We start from the raw sequence: 21,558 nt of genomic DNA on the forward strand, positions 1-21,558 counted from the left end.
TTTGTACGATTAAACACCGATCAAGGGAAACGCGGGAACTGTTTGAAGTTTGGCTTTCTTTTTTCTTTGAAAGCATCGCGTCCTTCTTTTGCTTCATCTGTTGTGTAATAAAGCAATGTAGCATCTCCACCAAGCTGTTGTAATCCAGCAAGTCCATCTGTATCTGCGTTAAAGGATGCTTTTAGGAAGCGTAGTGCTGTCGGTGATTTTTCTAAAATTTCTTCACACCATTGTAATGTTTCTTCTTCTAACTTTTCAAGTGGTACGACAGTATTCACCATCCCCATTTCATATGCTTCTTCTGCATTATACTGGCGACATAGGTACCAGATTTCACGAGCACGCTTATGACCAACCATACGCGCAAGGTAGCCTGCGCCATATCCTGCATCAAAGCTTCCTACTTTCGGACCAGTTTGGCCGAAGATTGCATTGTCTGCAGCGATTGTTAAATCACACACAACGTGCAATACATGTCCGCCACCGATTGCATACCCTGAAACCATAGCAATTACCGGCTTTGGAATCGTACGAATTAAACGTTGTAAATCAAGCACATTTAATCGTGGAATTGTATCTGTTCCAACGTAACCGCCATGTCCACGAACGGATTGGTCTCCGCCTGAACAAAATGCTTTATCTCCTTCACCAGCTAAAAGAATAACGCCAATTTCAGAATCATCACGAGCATCCGAAAATGCATGAATCATTTCCTGTACGGTTAATGGTGTAAATGCATTACGCTTATGCGGGCGATTAATCGAGACCTTCGCAATTCCATTATATTTTTCATAAATAATTTCTTCATATTCTCTTACTTTTTCCCACTGCACTGTCATATTAAATCCTCCTTGAAAATTACTGCTAAAAGTGTTTATCCCTTCCTTTTAATCTGTAACCGAATCGATAAAGTGAACCCTCATTCAGTAAGGACCCTTCACCTACTAAATGCTAGGTACGACCTAAAGATCCTTGAACAGAGCCAGGAATTTACGGGCTGTTTTACCACCATTTTTACGCTTTGTCTTTCCAACACTTAAAGTTGGCGTATTACAGTCTGTTATGCGTGATAAACTTCCTTACTAGTTTACCAAAGATTTCAGGTTTTTCCACATGAACTGCATGTCCAGCATTATCACATATATTCATCTTACTTGATTTTAAGTGCTTCTGCATCTTTTTATTCATTGCAATAAACTTTGGATCAAGTTCTCCAACAATCAGTTTCACTGGACATTCAAAGCTTTCTAGATGACTCCACCACGGTTCTTGAGCCCCTGTTCCCATTGCACGCAATGATTGCGCCAAACCTTCTGTTGTTTGTGAAAGACGCTCACGCCGAATATCTTCCTGCACTTTGGACGGGAGGCTTTTTTGAGATACAAATAATGGGATATCCTGCCAATAATCAACAAATGCTTGTACGCCATCCCGCTCAATTCGTTCGGCTAACTTTTCATCAGCCTCCATTCGCAGACGTCGCTCTGATTCGTCTGCTATGCCTGGTGAAGCACTTTCCAATATTAACGATTGAATCATTGCAGGGTAGTTTAATGCATAGGATAATGCCGTTCGTCCTCCCATTGAATAACCAACTAAATGGATTTTTTCTAATCCAAGAAATTGAAATAACGCATGTAGATCTGTACAGCACATTTCCATTGTTCTAACGTGGGAAGCCTGTGTCTTTCCATGCCCTGGCAGATCAATGGCGATAATTTGAAAGCCTGATCCGAAGGCGCTTTTCACATGCTGCCATGTCTTTGTGCTCCCTGTAAATCCATGAAGCATGACGATCGGGGTCCCTTCTCCATCTACTTCATACCAATACGTCGCTTGACCAATCGTGTGATACAATTTACCCATCCCAATCCTGCAAGATTTCCTTTTCAATTGCATTCCATTTTTCTTGATGCCATGTCACATTTTCTGTACGATCTGTTTTAATTTCAATAACAGAAAGTCCTTCATGCAGGTAACTTGCAGCAAGCAGCTCCTTCAAGTGGTCTTCTGTCATTGCTTGCATATATTCACCACCATACATTTCAATCGCCTTTTTAAATTCAATATCGACTGGTGTTCCAAATAACGCTTCAAAATGCCTCTTATCATTGGACTGTGGTAAAAACGAGAAAATGCCGCCACCATTATTGTTAACAAGTAAAATCGTTATATTTAATTTGTAGTGCTTCGCTGCAAGCAACCCGTTCATGTCATGGAAGAACGAAAGATCACCAATTAAGAGTGTCACTGTTCTCCCTGTTGCAGCAGCTCCAACACCACTAGATACGACTCCATCGATTCCATTCGCGCCTCGGTTAGCGAGAACCTGCACCTGCTTCGGTGTTGTCATAAAAAAGGTGTCAACATCGCGTATTGCCATGCTGTTTCCTACATATAGCGTGCTTTGATCCGGTATAACTTCACAAAGACCACGTACGGCCTCTCCCTCTGTTACCTGTGACTCCTTGCCGCTTAAAAGATGTTTCTTTGAAATTTGATTCATTTCCTGCCAACGATTTAGCCAGCTCAACTCCACCTCATTTATAGATGAAGTTGCTTGTATTGCACGACACAGCATTACTGGATCAGCAAAGATAAACTCCGTCCTATTTCCCGCAGGCTCTCGATAACCGCTGCTTCCCTCAACAATGTATTGTTTCACATGTGCATGCTCTTTCACATAAAAAAGATATGCCTTCGAAACTGGCATTGCACCGAAACGGATAATATAATCAGGTTCCAACTGTTCTCGTATCGTTTTGTTTCTTAGAAAAGCATCATATGCTTCAATCACATGATCCTTCTCATGGCTCCCAGCGCGGACTTGAGACAATGGATCGGCTAAAACCGGAAGCCTCCATTTCAATGCGAGTTCCGTAATCACTTGAGCAAATCGCTTATCTGTTTGTGGACCACAGACAATAAGTCCTTTTTTTCCATCAGCCAGTTTCTGAACAAGCTGTTCTATCTGCTGCTCGGATAAACGCTTCTCACCGTCCATAAAAGTATTAACGGTTTGCATTTCATCTGTCGCATCAGGGTTTTCCCATATGTTTTCCAATGAAAAGTCGGGTGTAAGCGGCTCACGAAACGGAAAATTCAAGTGGACAGGGCCTGGGTTTCCCTCGTTTGCCATATACACTGCACGAGCCGCTTTATTACGTGCGTAACTGAGCATATTTGGTGTTGCTTCAGGAAGTGCCATCTCATGAAACCACTTTGGATAGTCTCCGTAAAGCTTTAATTGCTCAATTGCTTGTGGTGCCCCAACATCACGCAACTCATGGGGCCGATCTGCTGTTAAAACAATTAATGGCACCCTACTATAGTAAGCTTCAACAATTGCTGGAAAATAATTCGCTGCTGCTGTACCGGACGTACAGACAAGCGCAACCGGTCGATCCAATTGTTTCGCAATTCCCATTGCAAAGAAAGCAGCTGACCGTTCATCAACGATAACCCATTCTTTGATATCAGGATGCTCTGTAAAGGTTAATGCAAGTGGAGTAGAACGCGATCCCGGCGAAATAACCACATCGATTACTCCACTTTTTACAATTTCATCAACTACATTAGCTGTATAACGTGTTAATTTTTCAATATGATCCATTGACTTTTATCCTCCTAAAACGGTAAGCATAGGAAGAAGCTTAATTTTTGTTTCTTCATACTCACTTTGTGGATCTGAATCTTTCACTACTCCACAACCTGCAAAAAGCGATGCCTGATTCTTTTGGATTAGTGCCGAACGAATTGCAACCGCAAATTCTCCATTATTAGAGCTGTCCATCCAACCGATTGGCGCGCCATACCAGCCACGGTCGAGTAATTCATGCTCCCTAATAAATGCAAGTGACTCTGCTTTTGGACTTCCGCCAAGCGCTGGAGTCGGGTGCAGTTGCTTAATAATATCTAATATTGTAAAGCCATCCCTTAGTTGTGCGGTAACCGGAGTATAAAGATGTTGTAAGTTTTTAAAAGGGCGAACAACTGGAACTTCCGGAATCGTCATCTCTGTACAATAGTCTTTTATTCCATGCTTAATCATCTGCACAACAAAATCATGCTCCTGACGATTTTTTTCATCATTCAGCAGCGCTTCACTAATTTTCATGTCTTCTTCTTCCGTTTTGCCACGTGGTGCAGTTCCTGCCAGACAAGTTGATAAAAGCTTGTTTTTCTCCACTTTAACAAGTCTTTCTGGGGTAGCACCAACAAAGCAATCATCCCCGATTTCATACGCAAAAATATAACTATTTGGCTGTGTCTTTAATAAATTATTTAAAATCGATGAAATCTCAGCGTGACGGTTGAATGTAAGGCGTAATTCACGAGCAAGCACGATTTTTTCCACGTGTTGGTTACGAATCTCATCTGTGGCCTGTCGAACAATATCCATCCATTTTTCAGGGTCCATTTCGCTTTCATCTACAATATGCAGTATATCATCTGGAACCTTCTGCCCCAGAAGCAATTTTTGTTCAATCTGCCTTAGTTCTTCAGCTAGTTGTTTCGCATGATCATTTTTTCTTACACATACATTTATCGTTAAATAGTACGAACTATCATATTTTGTAAGTAAAAATTCAGGAACTCTAAATTGACTGGGTCGAAATTTCTTCCATAATTCTGTCTGCGCATTTATTGGGTCAAAGGACATGCCACCAAGGGCAACAATCCCGGTTCCAGGAACCTCGTATGGATTATGGATATATGCTTCGTTTAGCATCTTGTTCCAAGCTGCTTCAATCACTTCAAATCGAGATTTATCTGCTCCCATTTCAAACGCATTGCCAACGCCTGTAAGCCAAAGCATTTGCGATGAGCTTGTCCAAAACGTACGATTTTCAAAAATATGCTTTGCCGCTTCAAAAAACTGCAGCGGATTTGTGGTCGCTATTTTTTTAGTAAAACTAACAAGTCTACGATCATCTTCTGCCTGAAGCTGCTCGATTGCTCCATTAAGCAATGATGCAAGTTGATCCTCTTTTATTTCAATCATTTATATAAACCTCCACAATGATGCTTTAAAGGTGTCATCCTTTCTATTTTATGCTATGCTCGCCAGTTTCTCAAGGAAAGCATCTAGATTTAGTTAGAAAACTTGACTTTCACCAAGCTTTAATGAATGCCTTTATACAAGACGTATAGGAATAAATCCTCCCCATCTTGCCAATATATGACACGAATAACAACTAGATGACATTGACACCCTTCTTTTATTTGCTAAAATTAGTATGATATCTATTGATAATTTGCAGGGGGAACTATTTGATGCAATCTACAGAAAAAACAACGATTAAACATGCTTTAAATGAACGTGAAGGATTTCACGTCTGGTGGAGACTTATGCGTCCACATACACTGACAGCCTCATTTGTCCCAGTATTTGTCGGAACAATGATTGCTTTTAATGAAGGTGCGATCAATTGGCTGTTATTTTCAGCAATGCTTATTGCATCCTTGCTTATTCAAGCTGCGACGAATATGTTTAATGAATATTACGATTTTGTACGAGGGCTAGATAACGACAATTCTGTTGGTATTGGCGGGACGATCGTTCGTGATGGTATTGCTCCCAAAAAAATACGCAACTTAGCTTTCATCTTTTATGGGATATCCATTCTTATCGGAGTTTATATTTGCATCGCTTCCAGCTGGTGGATTGCCGTTATTGGTTTAATATGTATGGCTTTCGGTTATTTATATACAGGAGGACCTATTCCAATATCCTATACACCATTTGGTGAATTATTTTCTGGTGTTCTAATGGGCATGGTTATTATTGGTATTACCTATTTCATTCAAACGGGCACAGTATCACTATCCATGATTTGGATTTCAATTCCCATTACGATATTAATCGGAAACATTAATTTTTCCAATAATATTCGTGATCGTGATGGCGATAAGCTTGGCGGCAGAAAAACAATAGCAGTTCTTATCGGCAGGGAAAAATCAATCACATTGCTTGCTACATTAATGCTCGTTGCATATGGTGTTACAGCATTGCTCCTTATTACGGGTATCTTACCATTATGGTCATTATTAACATTTTTAAGTGGCTTGAAGGCGCGTGAAGCAATCCGTAAATTCCGTGGAAAACAGACAGCAATTGAAATGATGCCTGCGATGGCAGCAACTGCGAAAACAAATACCATTTATGGATTTTTATTAGGAATCTCACTGCTTCTTGCAGAGCTCATCTAACTTAACCCGTAACCATCCCATCTAGAAAACTTGGTAGCCATAAGCTCTCAGGCTGATACCATGGTTAAACTTACACAGATAGGAATGGGATATACTTGCCTCTCTGCCAACGAAAGGAAGGATGTACATGAGTAACCCACTAAGCAAAGAGAAATTGAGTTATTTTAAAGAACAGCTATTACAGCTAAAGAAAGAAACAGAAGAAGAAATTAAAGCCGAAAATAATACCGGTCCGAATGAATCGGTCGGGGAACTGGCAAATTATGATAATCACCCAGCAGATATGGGTACAGAGCAATTTGAACAACAGCTTGATGCCGGATTCGACCTCATGCTTAGAGATCGCCTCCAGGAAATTAATGATGCACTTCGTCGAATTAAAGATGGAACATATGGAATTAGTGAAAAATCAGGAAAACCGATCCCTGTTGAACGATTAGAGGCAATGCCGACTGCACGGAATTTAGTGGAGGAAGAATAATCACCCTCACCCTTCAGATATAATATCCATTAAAAGGCTCAGAGATAAAGTTCTCTGAGCCTTTTTATTTCGTTCGTCACTTCCAACTTTCCTCTCTAACATCCAGTCATCCGATGTATACACTTTCACATGTTCCAGGTGCTGGTTCATAAAAACAATGTAATTTAAACTGTCCAGAAAAAGGCTGATCGTACCATGTTGGAGGGCATGGACCATATGGGTTAAAATACCACAGCGCATATTTCGCCGGGTGTTGTCTCCAATGCTTCAGATTTTGTTCCGCTAACCGTCTTTCAGAATCTCTTGCTCTTTGATAAAACATATTCCCTTTTTGAACGGCTTCAAAAGAATAATTACCACCTTGCACTTGAAAAATAACATCCTCAACGTTTCTTAAATCGTTAAAATCCGGACAATCTGCCACAACACGGTTAACGATAACATTCCCTACATAGAGCATTCCCTGTTTTCCTTCACCTTCAGCCTCTGCTCTCATCATCCTTGCCATTAAGTCAACGTCTGCATCCCGGTAAGCGATTCTTGCCATTTTACCACCTCTAGAATAAAGTATGATAGAAATGCTTGTATTAATGTCATTGTTTTGAAGAATGTTTAGGAAAATGAGGGTCATTCTGTAAAAGCAACGAATGTAATATTCAAATCATGTGGACATACTGATCGCTTTTTTGTAGATAATAAGACTATTTCACAATATAATTAGGAGGCTCAATATGCCACAAGATCAACAAGCTAATAAGACGTTGCATTCTAGTACGAAACCAGGTTTTGCCGGGACTGACACTAAAAAAGTAAAACAAGAAATCCAAAAGGATTTGAGCGAAGGACAAGGTGCAATGACTGCCCGTGAGGCCGGAGCGATGAGAGATTAAACGTAAGTGTCGTCTCTTCTACTAATATGATTGTCCTGCAAATAATTTGCTGCTGTTTTTAGATTGTCTGTCTCCCCCTAGCGATTTTACTCGTTTGCAATCAAATATACCGGGACGATGAGGCACCACTTTTCCTTATTTTTAGGTTCACCTATTTCTCAAACCTTCTAGCATGTTCTGTAAAACAATCATTGCTTCTTCTATCACGTCTTTCTGATTAAGGTGGTCCGAAATCCACAATACCACTTCATTCATTGCTCCAGAAAGACAATGCGACATTGCCTCTACAGAAAAAGGCTTTATTAGATCCTGCTTCTGCATAAACTGTAATTGTTCCTTCAGTGATTTCATCGAATATTTTTCGTCCATTATTCTAAAGGTATCCCAGCCTAAAACGGCCGGGCCATCAATTAAAAGAATGCGTTGATTATGCGATTGTACTGCCCCTTCCAGAAAAGCCCGGCACCCGTTGATTAATTGCTGCCAGCTATCATTATTTTTTGCTGCCTCAGATTCTACATACTCCCTTATCTCTATTTGAACCATTTCAAATACGGCAAGAAAAATCCCTTTTTTATTTTTAAAATGATGATATAAGGCACCCCTCGTTACATTTGCTTCTTTTGCAATCTCTTCTAAGGTAACGTTCGCATATCCACACGCTATAAAATGCTGTCTTGCTATTTCCAATAAATTTTGTATTGTTTGTTCTGTTTCCGTTTTATTTTTTCTCATGCTGTCTACACTCCTCACTCCACCTGACGCAATAACTCCAACGCATGTTCATCCTTTGATTTTATCAATGTTCTTAATCCGTTTTTAATAATTTTAGGGTTTATACCATTACTATCTGATATAAGCCTTTGTATCCATTTGAGGACTGCTTCGGGATTTTCTTTTGTTAAATCATTCATATGGTTTGCTACAGATTTTTGAACATAGCGGGAGCTGTCATGCATTAAATTCTCTAGCAAACGTAAATTGTATTGGACATTATCCTTTAACGGAGGAATCTTTTTAGCCCATGGGAGTCTTGGTCGAGTTCCTTCACTCACCAATCTTCTTACATGTGAATTAGGATCCTTTATCCAATCTTGAAAATAGGCCATACAGCGATCAGTATCTGCATGTAAATAAGGTCGGATAGCATACTCTGATGTATGCCGTTTTGTTATTTCATATATTGCATTTAAGGATAAGTCAAAATGCTCCAGTCCGTAGCTTTCGACAAATTTAGCGATCGGCATTAGAAAATAGCCCTTGGTAAACATGCCTTCTTCTGTATTATTTTCTGGTCCCAAAATCTTTAACAAGACAGCTAAAGCTTCTTTGTAATCAGTAGGGAGATGTTGTTTTAATGTGTCCGCAATTACCTCAACGCGAGCCTTTAATTCTATATTTTCAACTTCTATGGCTACAGTATCCACAAAAGACTTCTTGGTAAAATGAGGATACTGCGCCTGAATTAAATATGCCAGCCGAAGAGCCAATTCCCTATCAAAGTAATATTTTAATGGCGTATATCCACTCATAATGACTTCTACTCTCTCACTTCCTCTAAGTAATGATCTTGAAAGGACTGATCTGCAGTAATAACGGTAATGACATCAATCAATACCCCATTTGGGTCACTTGTAATAAAATGCCTTTGACCAAATGCCTCGTTACGTAAATCGAGATGTAATGGAAGCTGTTCTTCCTTAATCAATTGCTGATACACTTCGTCTACATTTTCTACTTCAAAATTAAGAATTAATCCTTGTACAGAATTTCCAAAAGAAGAGGGCACTGTTTCATGAGTAGACTGCAGGATTGCTAATTCATCACCAGTCTCTTCTTGCTTCAAACTCATGTACCAATCCGCTTCAAAAACACTTGAGAATCCAAAATACTGTTGATAGAATGCACTTGTTTCCTTTACTTTCTGTGTCATCAATACGGGGTAAAAACTACTTAGTCTCATTCACTTCACACCCTCATCATAAGTTAAGTTTATTTTAACATACATACAATATGTATGTAAATGTTTACATTTATAGATTATTGTAACTATAAAGTTTGATAAAAACTTCACGCGATCATTGAATCCTTATGGTTTAGCCCATATCAAATATAGGCAACCCGCCATATAACGCTCTTCCTTAATAAGTTGTAAACTAGATTTTTTTACAATTTCACTAATATTTCTGTCCTGGTGGCACCCTACAAATTTTAATGCCAACGGATCCAATGATTTTTGTAGCCATGATAATGGTTTGTTCGTACTGATTCCATGCTCCATCATAAGTATTTTCCCTCCTGGCTTACACCATTTTTGAAAGTTGTTTAAGACAATGACAGGATTTTGATACGCGCATAAAGTTGTTGAAGATACAATCGTATCAAAAATGCTTTCGTTAAATTTCACAGACTCAACATCTTCTTTTATGAATGTAGCTTTAAAAGGAAATTCTTTTGCGGCCAATTGTGCTACCTTCATCATTTCACCACTGAAATCCACCCCAGTCAATTCAACGTCTTTATTATAGAAGGGAAAATTAAGACCAGAACCAATACCAACCTCTAAAACCTTTCCTTCTACATCTTGAAAAATCCGCTCACGAAACCGATAAGCACTATCGTTTTTGCGGCGTTTGTTATACTTATTTGCTTGTTTATCAAACTTTTTAATTAAGGATTTACGCTCCATATCTTATCCCTTTCTCGTAGTAATTTATGTGAAGATACATCATAATTTGAAACTTTATAATATTCCATAATATTTTAACATATATAACCAAATGCTTTCGTTAATTTTATATCAATGCGCATCTCAGATCACAAAAAATCACACGACTGAAAAGTTTAGTTCTATCCTTGTGAAGTTATTTATTACCAAAGAAAAATCAAACCCTAAAAACTTTATGATGTTTCAATTAACCAGGGGTCAAGTTCTGTTTTCTCCGTACAAAAAAAGCTAACCCCCTAGTCAGAGATTAGCTTTTAATATTTATATAAATTTCGTTTGCTGCTGTGTGATCCAGCTATGCATTTTTATAAATAATGGCACAAATAATAGTGCTACGATAATACCTTTTATAATGTTGAATGGCAGTACACCTGCTAAAACAGATGCCCAAATCACTTGATTTGTCATTTCCCATCCCATAAACCATCCATATGCAGGGAGGATGATAAAGTAATTTAATACACTCATTCCAATCGCCATAATAAGTGTTCCGGTAACCAAACCAGAAACAATGCTTTTAACACCTTTATATTTATGATATAAAATCGAAACTGGCACGACAAACATTACTCCTGCAAGGAAATTTGCTGCAACACCAATTGGATCGCCCGCTCCAGACACCGCAAGATAAAGTAAATTTTTCACCGCTACAACAATTATACCGGCAAGTGGTGAGAAAATGAGTGAAGCCATTAATGCTGGCACATCACTAAAATCAATTTTTAAATATGGTGGTAAAAATGGCAGTGGGAAATTCAAGAAAAATAATAAAAGTGAAATTGTCCCTAGTAAAGCCAAAATAATAAGTTTTAATAAATTTGATGATTGCTTGCTTGTGTTACGCATCATCTATTCCTCCTTCATCTTTATATCGATTCCACTCTCGTGATGAAGGACACTAGCCTAACAGACACAAAAACCCTAAAGCATAGAGGGGCTTTAGGGTTTAATTAATTGATAGTCAAATAATGGCGCATAACGGCACCAAATCCGGCTCGATATCTTCTCCCATCCAGACTGTAACTGTCGGTCCTGGAGTTGCACCAGGTCAACCGCATGGCAATCAACCATGCAGTTCGCGGACTTAAAGCATCTCTGCTTATTACCGCCGGTCGGGAATTTCACCCTGCCCCGAAGATTGGAATCGATTATTTAATTGTTAAATTTATTATACACTATTTTTCTATCAATGCAAGGTAAAAAACTCGGAATTAAATGAATGTCACATAATAAGAGATTATAAAATGGGGTACTTTATTGATATGGATTTTAATGCGTCGGTGCCTTTGACGAGCAGGATTGACGTTTGGGCAAGCAGCCATAGAAAAAATGCGGGGACCAGAGCCCCGCATTTTCCTTATTCTGCATTAATGAATAGCTTGCCTTCTGCTTGTTCGCGTGTTTCGTTACCAAAAGCATCTACTACTTTTACTTCAATAACTGCTCCTTCAGCAACAACACTGCTTGTAGCTGTCCAGTAGCCTTCATAATGACCTTCAGATGTTTCCATCATTGGTAGCTCTGTTGCGTTAGCCGTTGTATTTGTTAATGGCATATGGATAAAATAGGTTGCTTTTAATCCAGGCTCACTATCAAATTCAAACTTAACACTTTCACCAGCATTGATATGGACATCTTCTGTAGGTGTTAGATTTTCAAGTGCAGGCGCTGTAAAATCAACCGCAATTGTTACAGATTCAGTTGTTGTATTTCCAGCTGAATCGCCTGCAGCAACTTCAATTGTGTTCTCACCTTCGTCAAGTAAAATTCGCTTCGAGTAGCTGCCATCTTCTACCGACGCTTCTTGGCCATTTACTTCGACAAATTCAAGATTTTCATCAGCTACTGTACCTTCTACTGTTACACTTTCACGATTTACTTTATCGCCATCAGCTGGAGTATCGATTGTTAATTCAGGTGCTTCTGTATCCAAGGTTACCGTAACAGTTTCAGATTCCCCAACTTGAACACCATCAAGTAATGAGACAGCTTGGAATTCATTTTCACCTTCTGTTAACGCTACTGGTAGAGAAAAAGTACCGTCTTCACCGATTTCTTTAGTGCCTGCTTCTTCCCCATTATTCAATAATTGAACCGTGGTGGTATCAGAAGCAGTACCTTCTACTGTTAGTTCTGTTTCATTTGTAATGAAATCTTCTTCTGGTGAAGTAATCACTGGATTTTCTACACCATATGCTACACGTGCGCGAATCATATAGTTACCTTCTGCAGCTGGTGATGGTGACCAAGCTCCACCAACATATTGGTAACTGCGCTCAGCATTTGGTCCATTTTCATCGGTTGCAAGTCCTGGTACATTAGGATTTGCTCCTGTTTGAATGTAAACCATATAGAAATCGCCATCAACCTGAATTGCATGCTCAGATAAATCAACTACTGTCCATTCATCCAGACTTCTGATTGCTTCGGCATCAACTGGACCGGCTAGCCGCTCACCAGGCGTTCCATCAGGCCCACTAGCATCCCATACTTCAACGGCGAACTCTGTTCCACCTGGGCTTGGCCAATCCGTATCATGGAATTGGAAGACACCTTCTGTAACAAGTGCAGTTTCTTGCCCTTCAGGTAATGACATTTTCACAGCCCAGCCATTTCCCGCATCATAGAATGCACGTGCATTCTCTGCAGTACCATCATCGTAACCAATTTCTCCACCCGGAACCGTATAGAAAGGCTCAAGTTCTACATTGATTTCTGCATCTGATTCATTTAGGTCCACTTCAACTTCTTTACCATGGTAACCTGCAGCTAGAACCTTCAAGGTATACGTACCTTGATAAGCAGTAAGTGTGAAGCTGCCTGAAGCATCTGTTTCTACCGGTGCAATATTTGCATCCTCAACGATCAGAACTGTTGCTCCTTCTACTGCTTCACCAGTGTTTTCATCCGTGATTGTACCGCTGACTGAATACTGGTCAATTTCTTCGAGTGTAAAGTCTGTTGTTGCTACACTATCATTTTCAATTGTTACGGATTGCTCCTCAGAATGGAAGCCATATGCTTCGGCAACTACTGTGAAGTCACCAGCTCCGTGAAGCAATGAATAGCTTCCAGTTGCTGGATCCGTATTTACTGTACGTCCACTTTCAAGCACACTTACTTGAGCACCTAGTGGAAGCAATGTCGGATGAATTGATTCATCTTTAATTGGTGCACTTTTTTTCGTTGATTGTTCTGGTGTTATTTTATTCGGGTCTACTTTTTCTTTTTTCAATGAATCTTTATCTGCTTTTGCATTGCCCGCTGCTTTTCCTTTAGCAGGGACAACATCGAGTGATGCACTGCTGCTGTTTGATGTATCAGCTAATGTGACATCATCAATATACCAGCCATCCCGTTGTACACTGCCATCCGTTGTAAGATTAAACCCTATATAGACACGCTCGCCACTATATTCAGAAAGATCAATTTCAGCAGCTTCCCATCCGTCAGAGGTATTGGTAATGCGTGCTAATTGTGTCCACTCTTCTTGATCAGTGGAAATAAACACATGACCAAAATCCCAGTTGTTTTCAATGTTATACCATTGATTGAATTGTAGATAGGAATCTCCATCTCGTAAATCAACCGGCGGCATCATAAGTGTCCCATTTTCATTGTTGTTATAGGTTCCTTCTGGGTTTGTTGCATAAACATACTCTCCAGAAGCTGCTTCTCCAGGTCCAGAGGTTGGTACACCCCTTTCCCAGCTACTATTGTTTCCAAAAGTTGTCCAGCCTGCTGGAGCTGTTTCAAAATCTGCCGAATACCCTGCTGTAATTCCTGGCAAGACCGTTACCTCGTAGCTATCACTTGTTACTTCATTATTTCCGAAGTCATTTATAACTAAATGGTAGGTAAACGAATCACCTGAAATTGCTTCACCTGGAATGGTTGCAACATATTCTCCAGATTTGTAATCACCTGACACACGACTAGCCTCTACTGTTTCTCCATCACCATAGACGACTTCAACCGAAGCAACACTGATATTATCAGATACGTTAATTGCAAGATCTAAATTCATTCCTGCATACGTTTCACTTGGTGCCTCGTGTTCAAATGTTGGTGCTTCCGTGTCTTCTCCCTCTTTTGTAACTTGCCCTTCTAATGTGCCAAGACCAGTCACGATAGATGACACAGCATCATAAGCATTAACTAATCCATAGCCATATCCCATATTTGGTGATTCTGAGAATGTGCCGTCTGTTAATGGCGTTGCGGTTTGCATTAAAATTTCTTCAAGCTCGTCCACCGACAGGCTTGCATCTGCTTGAATTAATAACGCTGCGACTGCAGATACAGCCGGACCCGCCATCGAGGTTCCATTCCATCCACCTTCATAGCCACTACCTGGAACGGTTGACCGTATATTTACACCTGGAGCAGAAATATCCGGTTTTATATCGCCTTCATATGGTGAAGGACCTTGTAATGAAAAGTTCGCTAAAGCATCATTTATATCCGTGGCACCAGTTGCAAACGATTCAGGATAGTTCGCGGGTGTTGCAATTGACCCTGGACCACCGGGGTTAAATAGCGTTGTATTTCCCGCTGAGAACTCTGGGAAAATTTCAGCAGCTCTCCAAGCAGTAACAACATCACGATACCATTCATCTAAGCCTGGTCCTCCGCCCCAAGAGTTATTGACAACATCGGGTGCCATGCTTGCATCACCATTTGGAGCTAGAATCCACTCGGCTGCATTTAATAAATCGACATCGGTTCCACCTGCTGCTGTAAATGCTTTAACAGCAATCCACTGGGCACCTGGTGCTACACCAACCTGATTGGCTCCATCTGGCTCACTACCTACCATTGTTCCAGTTACATGTGTACCGTGACCTTGGTCATCATATGGCACATCTTCACTTGCAGTTGCATCATACCAGCTGTACGTGTGATCTACATCACCGGTTGCAGCATCATAACCGCGATACTTATCTTGTAAACCTGGGTGATCCCACTGTACTCCTGTATCGATACTAGCTACAACAACACCACTTCCATCAAATCCCATATCCCAAACTGCTGGAGCACCAACACGTTCAACATTCCACTCCACATTTGCAATTTCAGATTTAGGTGTCTCTGCATCTTTTGTAACGGTTGTATACAGCTCACGCGTTTCATTCGGAAGAATTTTCTCTACTTCAGCAAATGTTGCTATTTTCTCTGCAACTTCCTTTGTCGCTGTAACTGCTATTCCATTAACAATATGATACGATTTAAGATTTTCCGCATTTCCATTCTCTATTTCCTGCTCTAAATAAGTTTTTACATTTTGCTGGGAGCTAAGAGCAGTTGCTTTTAACTCAGAGATAACTGCGGATCGGCTGATATGTTCTACCTTTTGTGCGGATAGATTCGCCTTCGCAGCATTTGCTTTCGCTTCTGAAGCAACTTTTTTTACATCTGCGATTTCATTGAACTTCACAAGGAATGTCTGTTTTCCATCATCTTTAAATTCTGTTAATAAACGTTCACTTACTTTTGCTTCTGCAACCTTATTGGAATCATTTAGCGAATAATGCGGTTTGTTTTGCGACTCAGCTAATGTCACACCTGGTGTAATTAAAGAAAATGCCATTAAAAAAGTTGCTGCCATACTGAACGCCTTTACCTGCCTCTTTTTCTTTGTTCTCAAATCTTTTCCTCCCCTCAATTTTCGAACAGTACATTCCCTTAACTTTTCTAAAATCTCCTGCCCTCCTTTTCAAGAAACTTGTCGATCCCCTTCAATTTCCGATAGTTGTAGAATCTCGCTGTTAATGTCAGTATAGTAGATTGATAGAATGTTTTTTGTCGATTATTGTCATAATTAATCCGAATTTTCATAATTGAATAATTAGTACTAATTTTTCCTATTTCATGTCAATAACTATTTGCTCTCTTTTTACAAGGAAGATAAATAAACCTTTTATATTAAAAGGTTTTTTGAGGTAGAACGTTTTAATAGATTCATTTTCATATGAAAAATAAATCTAATTTACTACGGAAATGAGGAGGCGTATGGTATTTTTTTCTATAAAGCGGAAAACAGGGACTATATACCAGATTAGGATTTGTAATAAGAGGTATTTTGGAACGGTTATTCATAACATATAGGACTTTTTAATTTATCTGTTTTTTGGTTTAAAAAAGCCGAATGCTCCTCGTATGAGGGCAATCGGCACTTTTAGGAAATAGTTATATCTTCCCTACTCATTGTAAACTCAATTATCCAATGGATTTAGGCTCTCTTCTCCTGTCATATCAGCAATCATCGTTACAATTAATTCAATTTCTTGTTCGATGTCTTGGATACTCGCTGTTTCAACAGGAGAATGCATATATCTCAACGGGAGTGACACCAAGGAAACAGGCACTCCTTTCCCTGTAAGTCGCATTTTATCGGCATCCGTACCTGTCATACGAGGTGTTAACTCATACTGCACATCCATATTTAACTTCTTCGCTGCTTTTTCGAGCAACTGATTAATCTTAATGTTGATTGGTGCCCCTTTTGCAAAAACAGGGCCTCCCTCTAATGTTATATCTCCGTGCTTATTTTGATTAACTCCAGGGTAATCTGTTGCAAATGTCACATCACAAGCTATTGCCATTGTGGGTTCAATACCTGCAGCGGCAAAATATGCACCGCCCATATTCGTTTCTTCATTTACCGTGCTTGCTGCATATACCCCAACATTAATATCTTTTTCGGAAAGCTGTCTCAGTACTTCCGCAACAATAAATGCACCAGTCCGATTATCCAAGCCACGTCCAGCAATATAGCGATCCATTAAAATTTCAGGTTCTGTTTTATATACACAGAGATCTCCGATTTGTACGTGCTTTACGGCTTCTTCTTTGGATTTATAGCCACAATCAATGAACAAATCGGATAGGTCAAAGTCATTTTTCAGCCCGCCATGATGTTGTGCATTCACACCGATTACACCGGTCACGCTATCGTTATACCCAAGCACAGTTACACGCATACCAACCGCAGCTTTTGGATTAATACCGCCCATTTTATCGAAATGCAAATAACCATTCTCATCAATCCGGTTAATAACAAGCGCAATCTCATCGCAATGCCCTGCAAGCAAGATTTTAAAAGGAGCGTTCGCATTTAATACACCAATAGCATTTCCTGCATTATCCGTACGTATTTCATCGGCAAAATCCTTGACATAGTTTATCCATTTCTTCTGAATTTCCATTTCCATACTTGATGGAGATGGCGTGTTTAATAATTCCAGTAAAAACTGCTGATTTATTTGTGTCATCTATACTACCTCCTCAGGCTATTCATCCAACTAATTTCCATGATAGCAAAATTTGGATCAAAGGCGCAAGCGCCCATTTAGCAACGTACGAACTGGTGACTACGGCGTTCGACACATGACATGTCGGTTTTTATTTGAAGATCCATATTCTCGATATGTCATTTTATCGGACTTTTTGAACAACCTCTATAAATAAAGTTTACTGTCAAATTTTTATAACTTACCACCAAAAAAGAGCACATTTGTTTACGTATCATCATTTTAGCCTTACAATTTTACTCAGTACAAATTCGTAAAAGGAGTGATTGCTCATGCATCTTAATCAATGGTTTGAAAGAGGTATGAACCCAGACGCTTATATTGAATCCATGGAAAAGAACAAGGAAGATTTATTGCATATTTATGATCATTTTTCTTTACCAGTTGACGACGCATTTTATAATGAAATCCGAGAAAAAAATCTTCGTGCTATTGTGTTGACGGAAGATTGGTGTGGGGATGCGATGCTGAATATCCCAATTTTATTAAAACTATCTGAGGCAGCTAATATGCAAGTTCGGATGCTTTTGCGTGATCAAAATTTAGAATTAATGGACCAGTACTTAACAAATGGTAAAGCGCGTTCTATTCCGATTTTCGTTTTCATTAATGAAAATGGAGAAGAAGTCGCTAAATGGGGACCGCGTGCAGCAGAACTCCAACAATTTGTTGATCATTCTCGTGCTTCCCTTCCCCCACAGGATGCGCAGGATCACGATGAAAAAGCAAAGGAAATGTATTTATTTATATCTAAGTCCTATCGGGATAACCAAGATTTTTGGCTTGCCGTTTATAACAGTTTAAAAGAAACATTAGCGAAAGCATAGATTCTAGTGAAGCGAGTACTGACAAAGAATAAGTATTGTCAGTACTCGGGATTTTCTTCTTGATAAGTTTGAATAACCCTGCCCTCTTAGCTCATACTAAACTGTAAATACATTTCGCTTAAAGGTGATGCTATGAGTATTCGCTTTCTTAAATATATTTACTTTCGTTTACCGACAGCCGTTAAGCTCCTGGTTACCATATTTATTCTAATGACATTCTTCGGAACAATGATTCACTTGTTTGAGCCGGCCCAATTCCCAACAATATTCGATGGTATTTGGTGGGCTTTTGTTACAGGGGCAACTGTTGGCTACGGTGATTATGTTCCCCTAACTCCGACCGGGAGAATCATCGCGATCCTACTTATTCTTTCCGGTGGTGGTTTAATTGCCTTTTATATTAGTTCATTATCTACTGCTACAGTAAAACATGAGCAGGACCTTGAAAGTGGAAGACTCCCATTTAGAGGGAGGGATCACTTTATCTTTATCGGTTGGAATGAACGCACCAAACAATTAATTCATATTGCCTCTGAAAATTACCCAACAACGCGTATCGTTCTTATTGACCGAACGTTGCGCCACCTTACCTTTCAGGAATATCCTGTTCATTTTATTCATGGGGATGCTAGCGAAGACACAATATTAGAAAAAGCCAATATTGATTATGCTGACTGTGTTCTAATAACATCGGAATTAAATAAAAGTGAGCGTCAAGCAGATAACTATACGATCCTAGCAACAATTGCTATTCGTGGAAATAATAGGAAGATACCAATCGTTGCCGAAATCTTGTCCAAAATCCAAATTGAAAATGCTTTGCGAGCTGGTGCAACGACAATTATCCGCTCGAATGACTTTATGAGTGGTTTATTTTTTCATGAGTTAAGCCATGCCAAAACCGCCACCCCATTTGAAGATGTAATTCAATTATTGACACAGCAGCAATTTTCCCATTTACTGCTGCCTCGTGAGTTAGAAGGCAAATCATTTCATCAGATTTCCAACCATCTGTTAAAAAAAGGATACTTAACGCTTGGATTTATTCGTGATGAAAAATACCACATACATCCTGATGCAAACCAAACCTTAAGAGGGAATGATACATTAATCTCCATCACACATTGGTAACCACTTCTATCATTTCTCAAGTATTCTTTTGCTAGAATTAATAGTTTGTGCTATAATCGTATATTGTGTAAAAAGAAACGAATTTATATATAGGAGTTGTTCAGCATGACAAACAAATTTGAAGCTGGTCAAATTATAGACGGAAAAGTTACAGGAATTCAGCCATACGGAGCATTTGTTGCTTTAGATGAAGAAAACCAAGGTTTAGTTCACATTTCAGAAATTACACACGGATATGTGAAAGATATCAATGAGCACTTAACTGTTGGTGACGAAGTGAAAGTAAAAGTAATGAATGTAGACGAAGCAAAAAACAAAGTATCCCTTTCAATCCGTGCTACAGAAGAGGCACCAAAGAAGCCTGCGAAAGAGAAAAAAGCACAACCTACTTTCCAACAAGACAATGATACAGCAGGATTTAACACACTTAAAGATAAGCTGCAAGAGTGGATCGATCAATCAGCAAAAAAATAAGAAACAAATTAAAACATACGCATTGAAGGATTTAACTTCGTTGTGTATGTTTTTTTGTATGCAAATCCAAATTGCATCATTCTTGATTTCACTATCCTTATCGGATAAAGTTAAGTTATGCAGTTGATTGCAATTAAAGGAGGATGTCAATGTCACACGTTTCATTTACCTATGATAAAGCTCTAAAATTTTTCGACCAGCACGAGGTTGATTACTTAAGCCCATTTGTGGAATCAGCACATCATATGCTACATGAAAAAACTGGCCCGGGTAACGATTTTCTTGGCTGGATTGATTTACCCGAACACTATGATAAAGAAGAATATGCACGTATAAAGAAAAGTGCAGAGAAAATCAAAAATGATTCCGACATATTGCTTGTTATTGGTATTGGCGGGTCTTATCTTGGCGCACGTGCAGCACTAGAGATGCTCAATCATTCTTTCCAAAACCTACTTACGAAAGAGGAACGAAAAGTACCACAGGTTATCTTTGTTGGTCATCATTTAAGCTCAACTTATATGAGTGAACTATTAGAGCTATTAAAAGATAAGGACTTTTCTATTAACGTTATTTCTAAAAGTGGAACAACAACAGAACCTGCTGTTGCTTTCCGTATTTTTAAAAAATACTTAGAAGAAAAATATGGTGCTGAAGAAGCAAAAACGCGTATTTATGCTACTACAGACCGGGCAAAAGGCGCTTTAAAAACTTCTGCAGACCAAGCTGGTTATGAAACATTTGTAATTCCAGACGATGTTGGTGGCCGTTATTCTGTTCTTACCGCTGTTGGATTACTCCCAATTGCAGTAAGTGGCATTTCCATTGATGATATGATGCAGGGTGCTAAGGATGCAATGCATGACTTAGCTGAGCCAACACTGGCTAACAACCCAGCCTATCAATATGCAGCGGTTCGCAATGTTTTATATAACAAAGGCAAGGTTACAGAGCTTCTGATTAACTATGAGCCAAGCTTACAATACTTCTCCGAATGGTGGAAGCAATTATTTGGCGAAAGTGAAGGAAAGGATCAAAAAGGGATTTACCCTTCCTCTGCTAACTTCACAACAGACTTGCATTCACTTGGTCAATATATCCAAGAAGGGCGTCGCAATATATTTGAAACAGTTCTTCACGTGAATGCTGCGAAAAAGAATTTAACACTAGAAGCAGAAGAAAATGATTCAGATGGTTTGAATTATCTAGCTGGAAAAACCATTCATGAAATCAATGATAAAGCATTCCAAGGTACAATGCTCGCACACACGGATGGAGATGTTCCAAATCTCATCGTGGAATTGCCTGCACTTGATGCTTATACATTCGGTTACATGGTTTACTTCTTTGAAAAAGCATGTGCTATTAGCGGCTACTTACTTGGTGTGAATCCATTTGATCAACCTGGTGTAGAAGCGTATAAGAAAAATATGTTTGCACTGCTTGGCAAGCCTGGATTTGAAGAAGAAAAAGAAGCATTAGAGAAACGCTTGTAATTAAT

General features: G+C 39.3%; 19 protein-coding genes and 1 riboswitch. Of the genes, 7 read left to right on the forward strand and 12 right to left on the reverse strand.

Annotated features, from left to right (window positions below):
* Positions 1–20 precede the first annotated feature (20 nt).
* The 4 genes from menB to NYE61_RS05490 form a co-directional block, all read right to left on the reverse strand.
* On the reverse strand, positions 21–839 hold the full coding sequence (gene menB / locus NYE61_RS05475; protein ID WP_095309165.1) for a 1,4-dihydroxy-2-naphthoyl-CoA synthase: 819 nt from the start codon (positions 837–839) through the stop codon (positions 21–23).
* Positions 840–1,050: 211 nt separating this feature from the next.
* Positions 1,051–1,866, reverse strand: a complete 816-nt coding sequence (gene menH / locus NYE61_RS05480; protein ID WP_303447894.1) for a 2-succinyl-6-hydroxy-2,4-cyclohexadiene-1-carboxylate synthase — start codon at positions 1,864–1,866, stop codon at positions 1,051–1,053.
* Positions 1,859–3,613 (reverse strand): 2-succinyl-5-enolpyruvyl-6-hydroxy-3-cyclohexene-1-carboxylic-acid synthase, encoded by a 1,755-nt coding sequence (menD, locus tag NYE61_RS05485; protein ID WP_303447896.1) that lies wholly within the window; start codon positions 3,611–3,613, stop codon positions 1,859–1,861. The genes menH and menD overlap by 8 nt, the downstream gene beginning before the upstream one ends.
* A gap of 6 nt (positions 3,614–3,619) precedes the next feature.
* Entirely contained in the window at positions 3,620–5,005 is a 1,386-nt protein-coding gene (locus tag NYE61_RS05490; protein ID WP_303447897.1) for an isochorismate synthase, read from the reverse strand.
* Positions 5,006–5,277: 272 nt separating this feature from the next.
* On the opposite strand from NYE61_RS05490, the gene NYE61_RS05495 reads away from it, so the two are divergent.
* Both NYE61_RS05495 and NYE61_RS05500 read left to right on the forward strand, forming a co-directional pair.
* Complete coding sequence (locus NYE61_RS05495) at positions 5,278–6,213, forward strand: 1,4-dihydroxy-2-naphthoate polyprenyltransferase (protein WP_118888810.1); 936 nt, start codon at positions 5,278–5,280, stop codon at positions 6,211–6,213.
* Positions 6,214–6,340: 127 nt separating this feature from the next.
* Complete coding sequence (locus NYE61_RS05500; protein WP_118888809.1) at positions 6,341–6,694, forward strand: hypothetical protein; 354 nt, start codon at positions 6,341–6,343, stop codon at positions 6,692–6,694.
* Positions 6,695–6,800: 106 nt separating this feature from the next.
* Here the strand turns inward: NYE61_RS05500 and NYE61_RS05505 are convergent, their stop codons facing one another.
* Positions 6,801–7,241, reverse strand: coding sequence for a cell wall hydrolase (locus NYE61_RS05505; protein WP_095309180.1), 441 nt, complete (start codon positions 7,239–7,241; stop codon positions 6,801–6,803).
* Positions 7,242–7,425: 184 nt separating this feature from the next.
* Between NYE61_RS05505 and NYE61_RS05510 the strand changes: the two genes are divergently transcribed.
* Positions 7,426–7,584, forward strand: a complete 159-nt coding sequence (locus NYE61_RS05510) for a hypothetical protein (protein ID WP_168927280.1) — start codon at positions 7,426–7,428, stop codon at positions 7,582–7,584.
* 147 nt (positions 7,585–7,731) lie between these two features.
* Here NYE61_RS05510 and NYE61_RS05515 read toward each other — a convergent pair whose 3' ends face one another.
* The 7 genes from NYE61_RS05515 to NYE61_RS05545 form a co-directional block, all read right to left on the reverse strand.
* Positions 7,732–8,319 carry a TetR/AcrR family transcriptional regulator gene (locus NYE61_RS05515; protein WP_118888808.1) on the reverse strand — a complete coding sequence of 196 codons (588 nt, stop codon included), beginning with the start codon at positions 8,317–8,319 and terminating at the stop codon, positions 7,732–7,734.
* A 14-nt stretch (positions 8,320–8,333) separates the two neighbouring features.
* Positions 8,334–9,116, reverse strand: a complete 783-nt coding sequence (locus NYE61_RS05520) for a DNA alkylation repair protein (protein ID WP_118888807.1) — start codon at positions 9,114–9,116, stop codon at positions 8,334–8,336.
* A gap of 8 nt (positions 9,117–9,124) precedes the next feature.
* Positions 9,125–9,547, reverse strand: coding sequence for a VOC family protein (locus NYE61_RS05525; protein WP_118888806.1), 423 nt, complete (start codon positions 9,545–9,547; stop codon positions 9,125–9,127).
* A 126-nt stretch (positions 9,548–9,673) separates the two neighbouring features.
* Positions 9,674–10,273, reverse strand: a complete 600-nt coding sequence (locus NYE61_RS05530) for a class I SAM-dependent methyltransferase (RefSeq protein ID WP_118888805.1) — start codon at positions 10,271–10,273, stop codon at positions 9,674–9,676.
* Between the two features lie 300 nt (positions 10,274–10,573).
* On the reverse strand, positions 10,574–11,158 hold the full coding sequence (locus tag NYE61_RS05535; protein WP_095309203.1) for an ECF transporter S component: 585 nt from the start codon (positions 11,156–11,158) through the stop codon (positions 10,574–10,576).
* Positions 11,159–11,308: 150 nt separating this feature from the next.
* A riboswitch (FMN riboswitch) is annotated at positions 11,309–11,455 on the reverse strand.
* A gap of 214 nt (positions 11,456–11,669) precedes the next feature.
* Positions 11,670–15,959, reverse strand: a complete 4,290-nt coding sequence (locus NYE61_RS05540; protein WP_118888804.1) for a S8 family peptidase — start codon at positions 15,957–15,959, stop codon at positions 11,670–11,672.
* A 568-nt stretch (positions 15,960–16,527) separates the two neighbouring features.
* Positions 16,528–17,586, reverse strand: a complete 1,059-nt coding sequence (locus NYE61_RS05545) for a M20/M25/M40 family metallo-hydrolase (protein ID WP_118888803.1) — start codon at positions 17,584–17,586, stop codon at positions 16,528–16,530.
* Positions 17,587–17,897: 311 nt separating this feature from the next.
* Here NYE61_RS05545 and NYE61_RS05550 point away from each other — a divergent pair, with 311 nt between their 5' ends.
* From NYE61_RS05550 to NYE61_RS05565, 4 genes are all read left to right on the forward strand, one after another.
* A complete protein-coding gene (locus tag NYE61_RS05550; protein WP_303447899.1) occupies positions 17,898–18,452 on the forward strand; it encodes a thioredoxin family protein in 555 nt (184 codons plus the stop codon).
* 132 nt (positions 18,453–18,584) lie between these two features.
* Positions 18,585–19,583 (forward strand): potassium channel family protein, encoded by a 999-nt coding sequence (locus NYE61_RS05555; protein ID WP_303447901.1) that lies wholly within the window; start codon positions 18,585–18,587, stop codon positions 19,581–19,583.
* Between the two features lie 105 nt (positions 19,584–19,688).
* Positions 19,689–20,057 (forward strand): S1 domain-containing post-transcriptional regulator GSP13, encoded by a 369-nt coding sequence (gene yugI / locus NYE61_RS05560; RefSeq protein WP_095309214.1) that lies wholly within the window; start codon positions 19,689–19,691, stop codon positions 20,055–20,057.
* Positions 20,058–20,206: 149 nt separating this feature from the next.
* Positions 20,207–21,553, forward strand: coding sequence for a glucose-6-phosphate isomerase (locus tag NYE61_RS05565; protein WP_303447902.1), 1,347 nt, complete (start codon positions 20,207–20,209; stop codon positions 21,551–21,553).
* The last annotated feature ends 5 nt before the right edge of the window (positions 21,554–21,558 follow it).

The sequence above is a fragment of the Oceanobacillus sp. FSL W7-1304 genome (assembly GCF_037969805.1).
Classification (GTDB): Bacteria; Bacillota; Bacilli; order Bacillales; family Amphibacillaceae; genus Oceanobacillus; species Oceanobacillus profundus.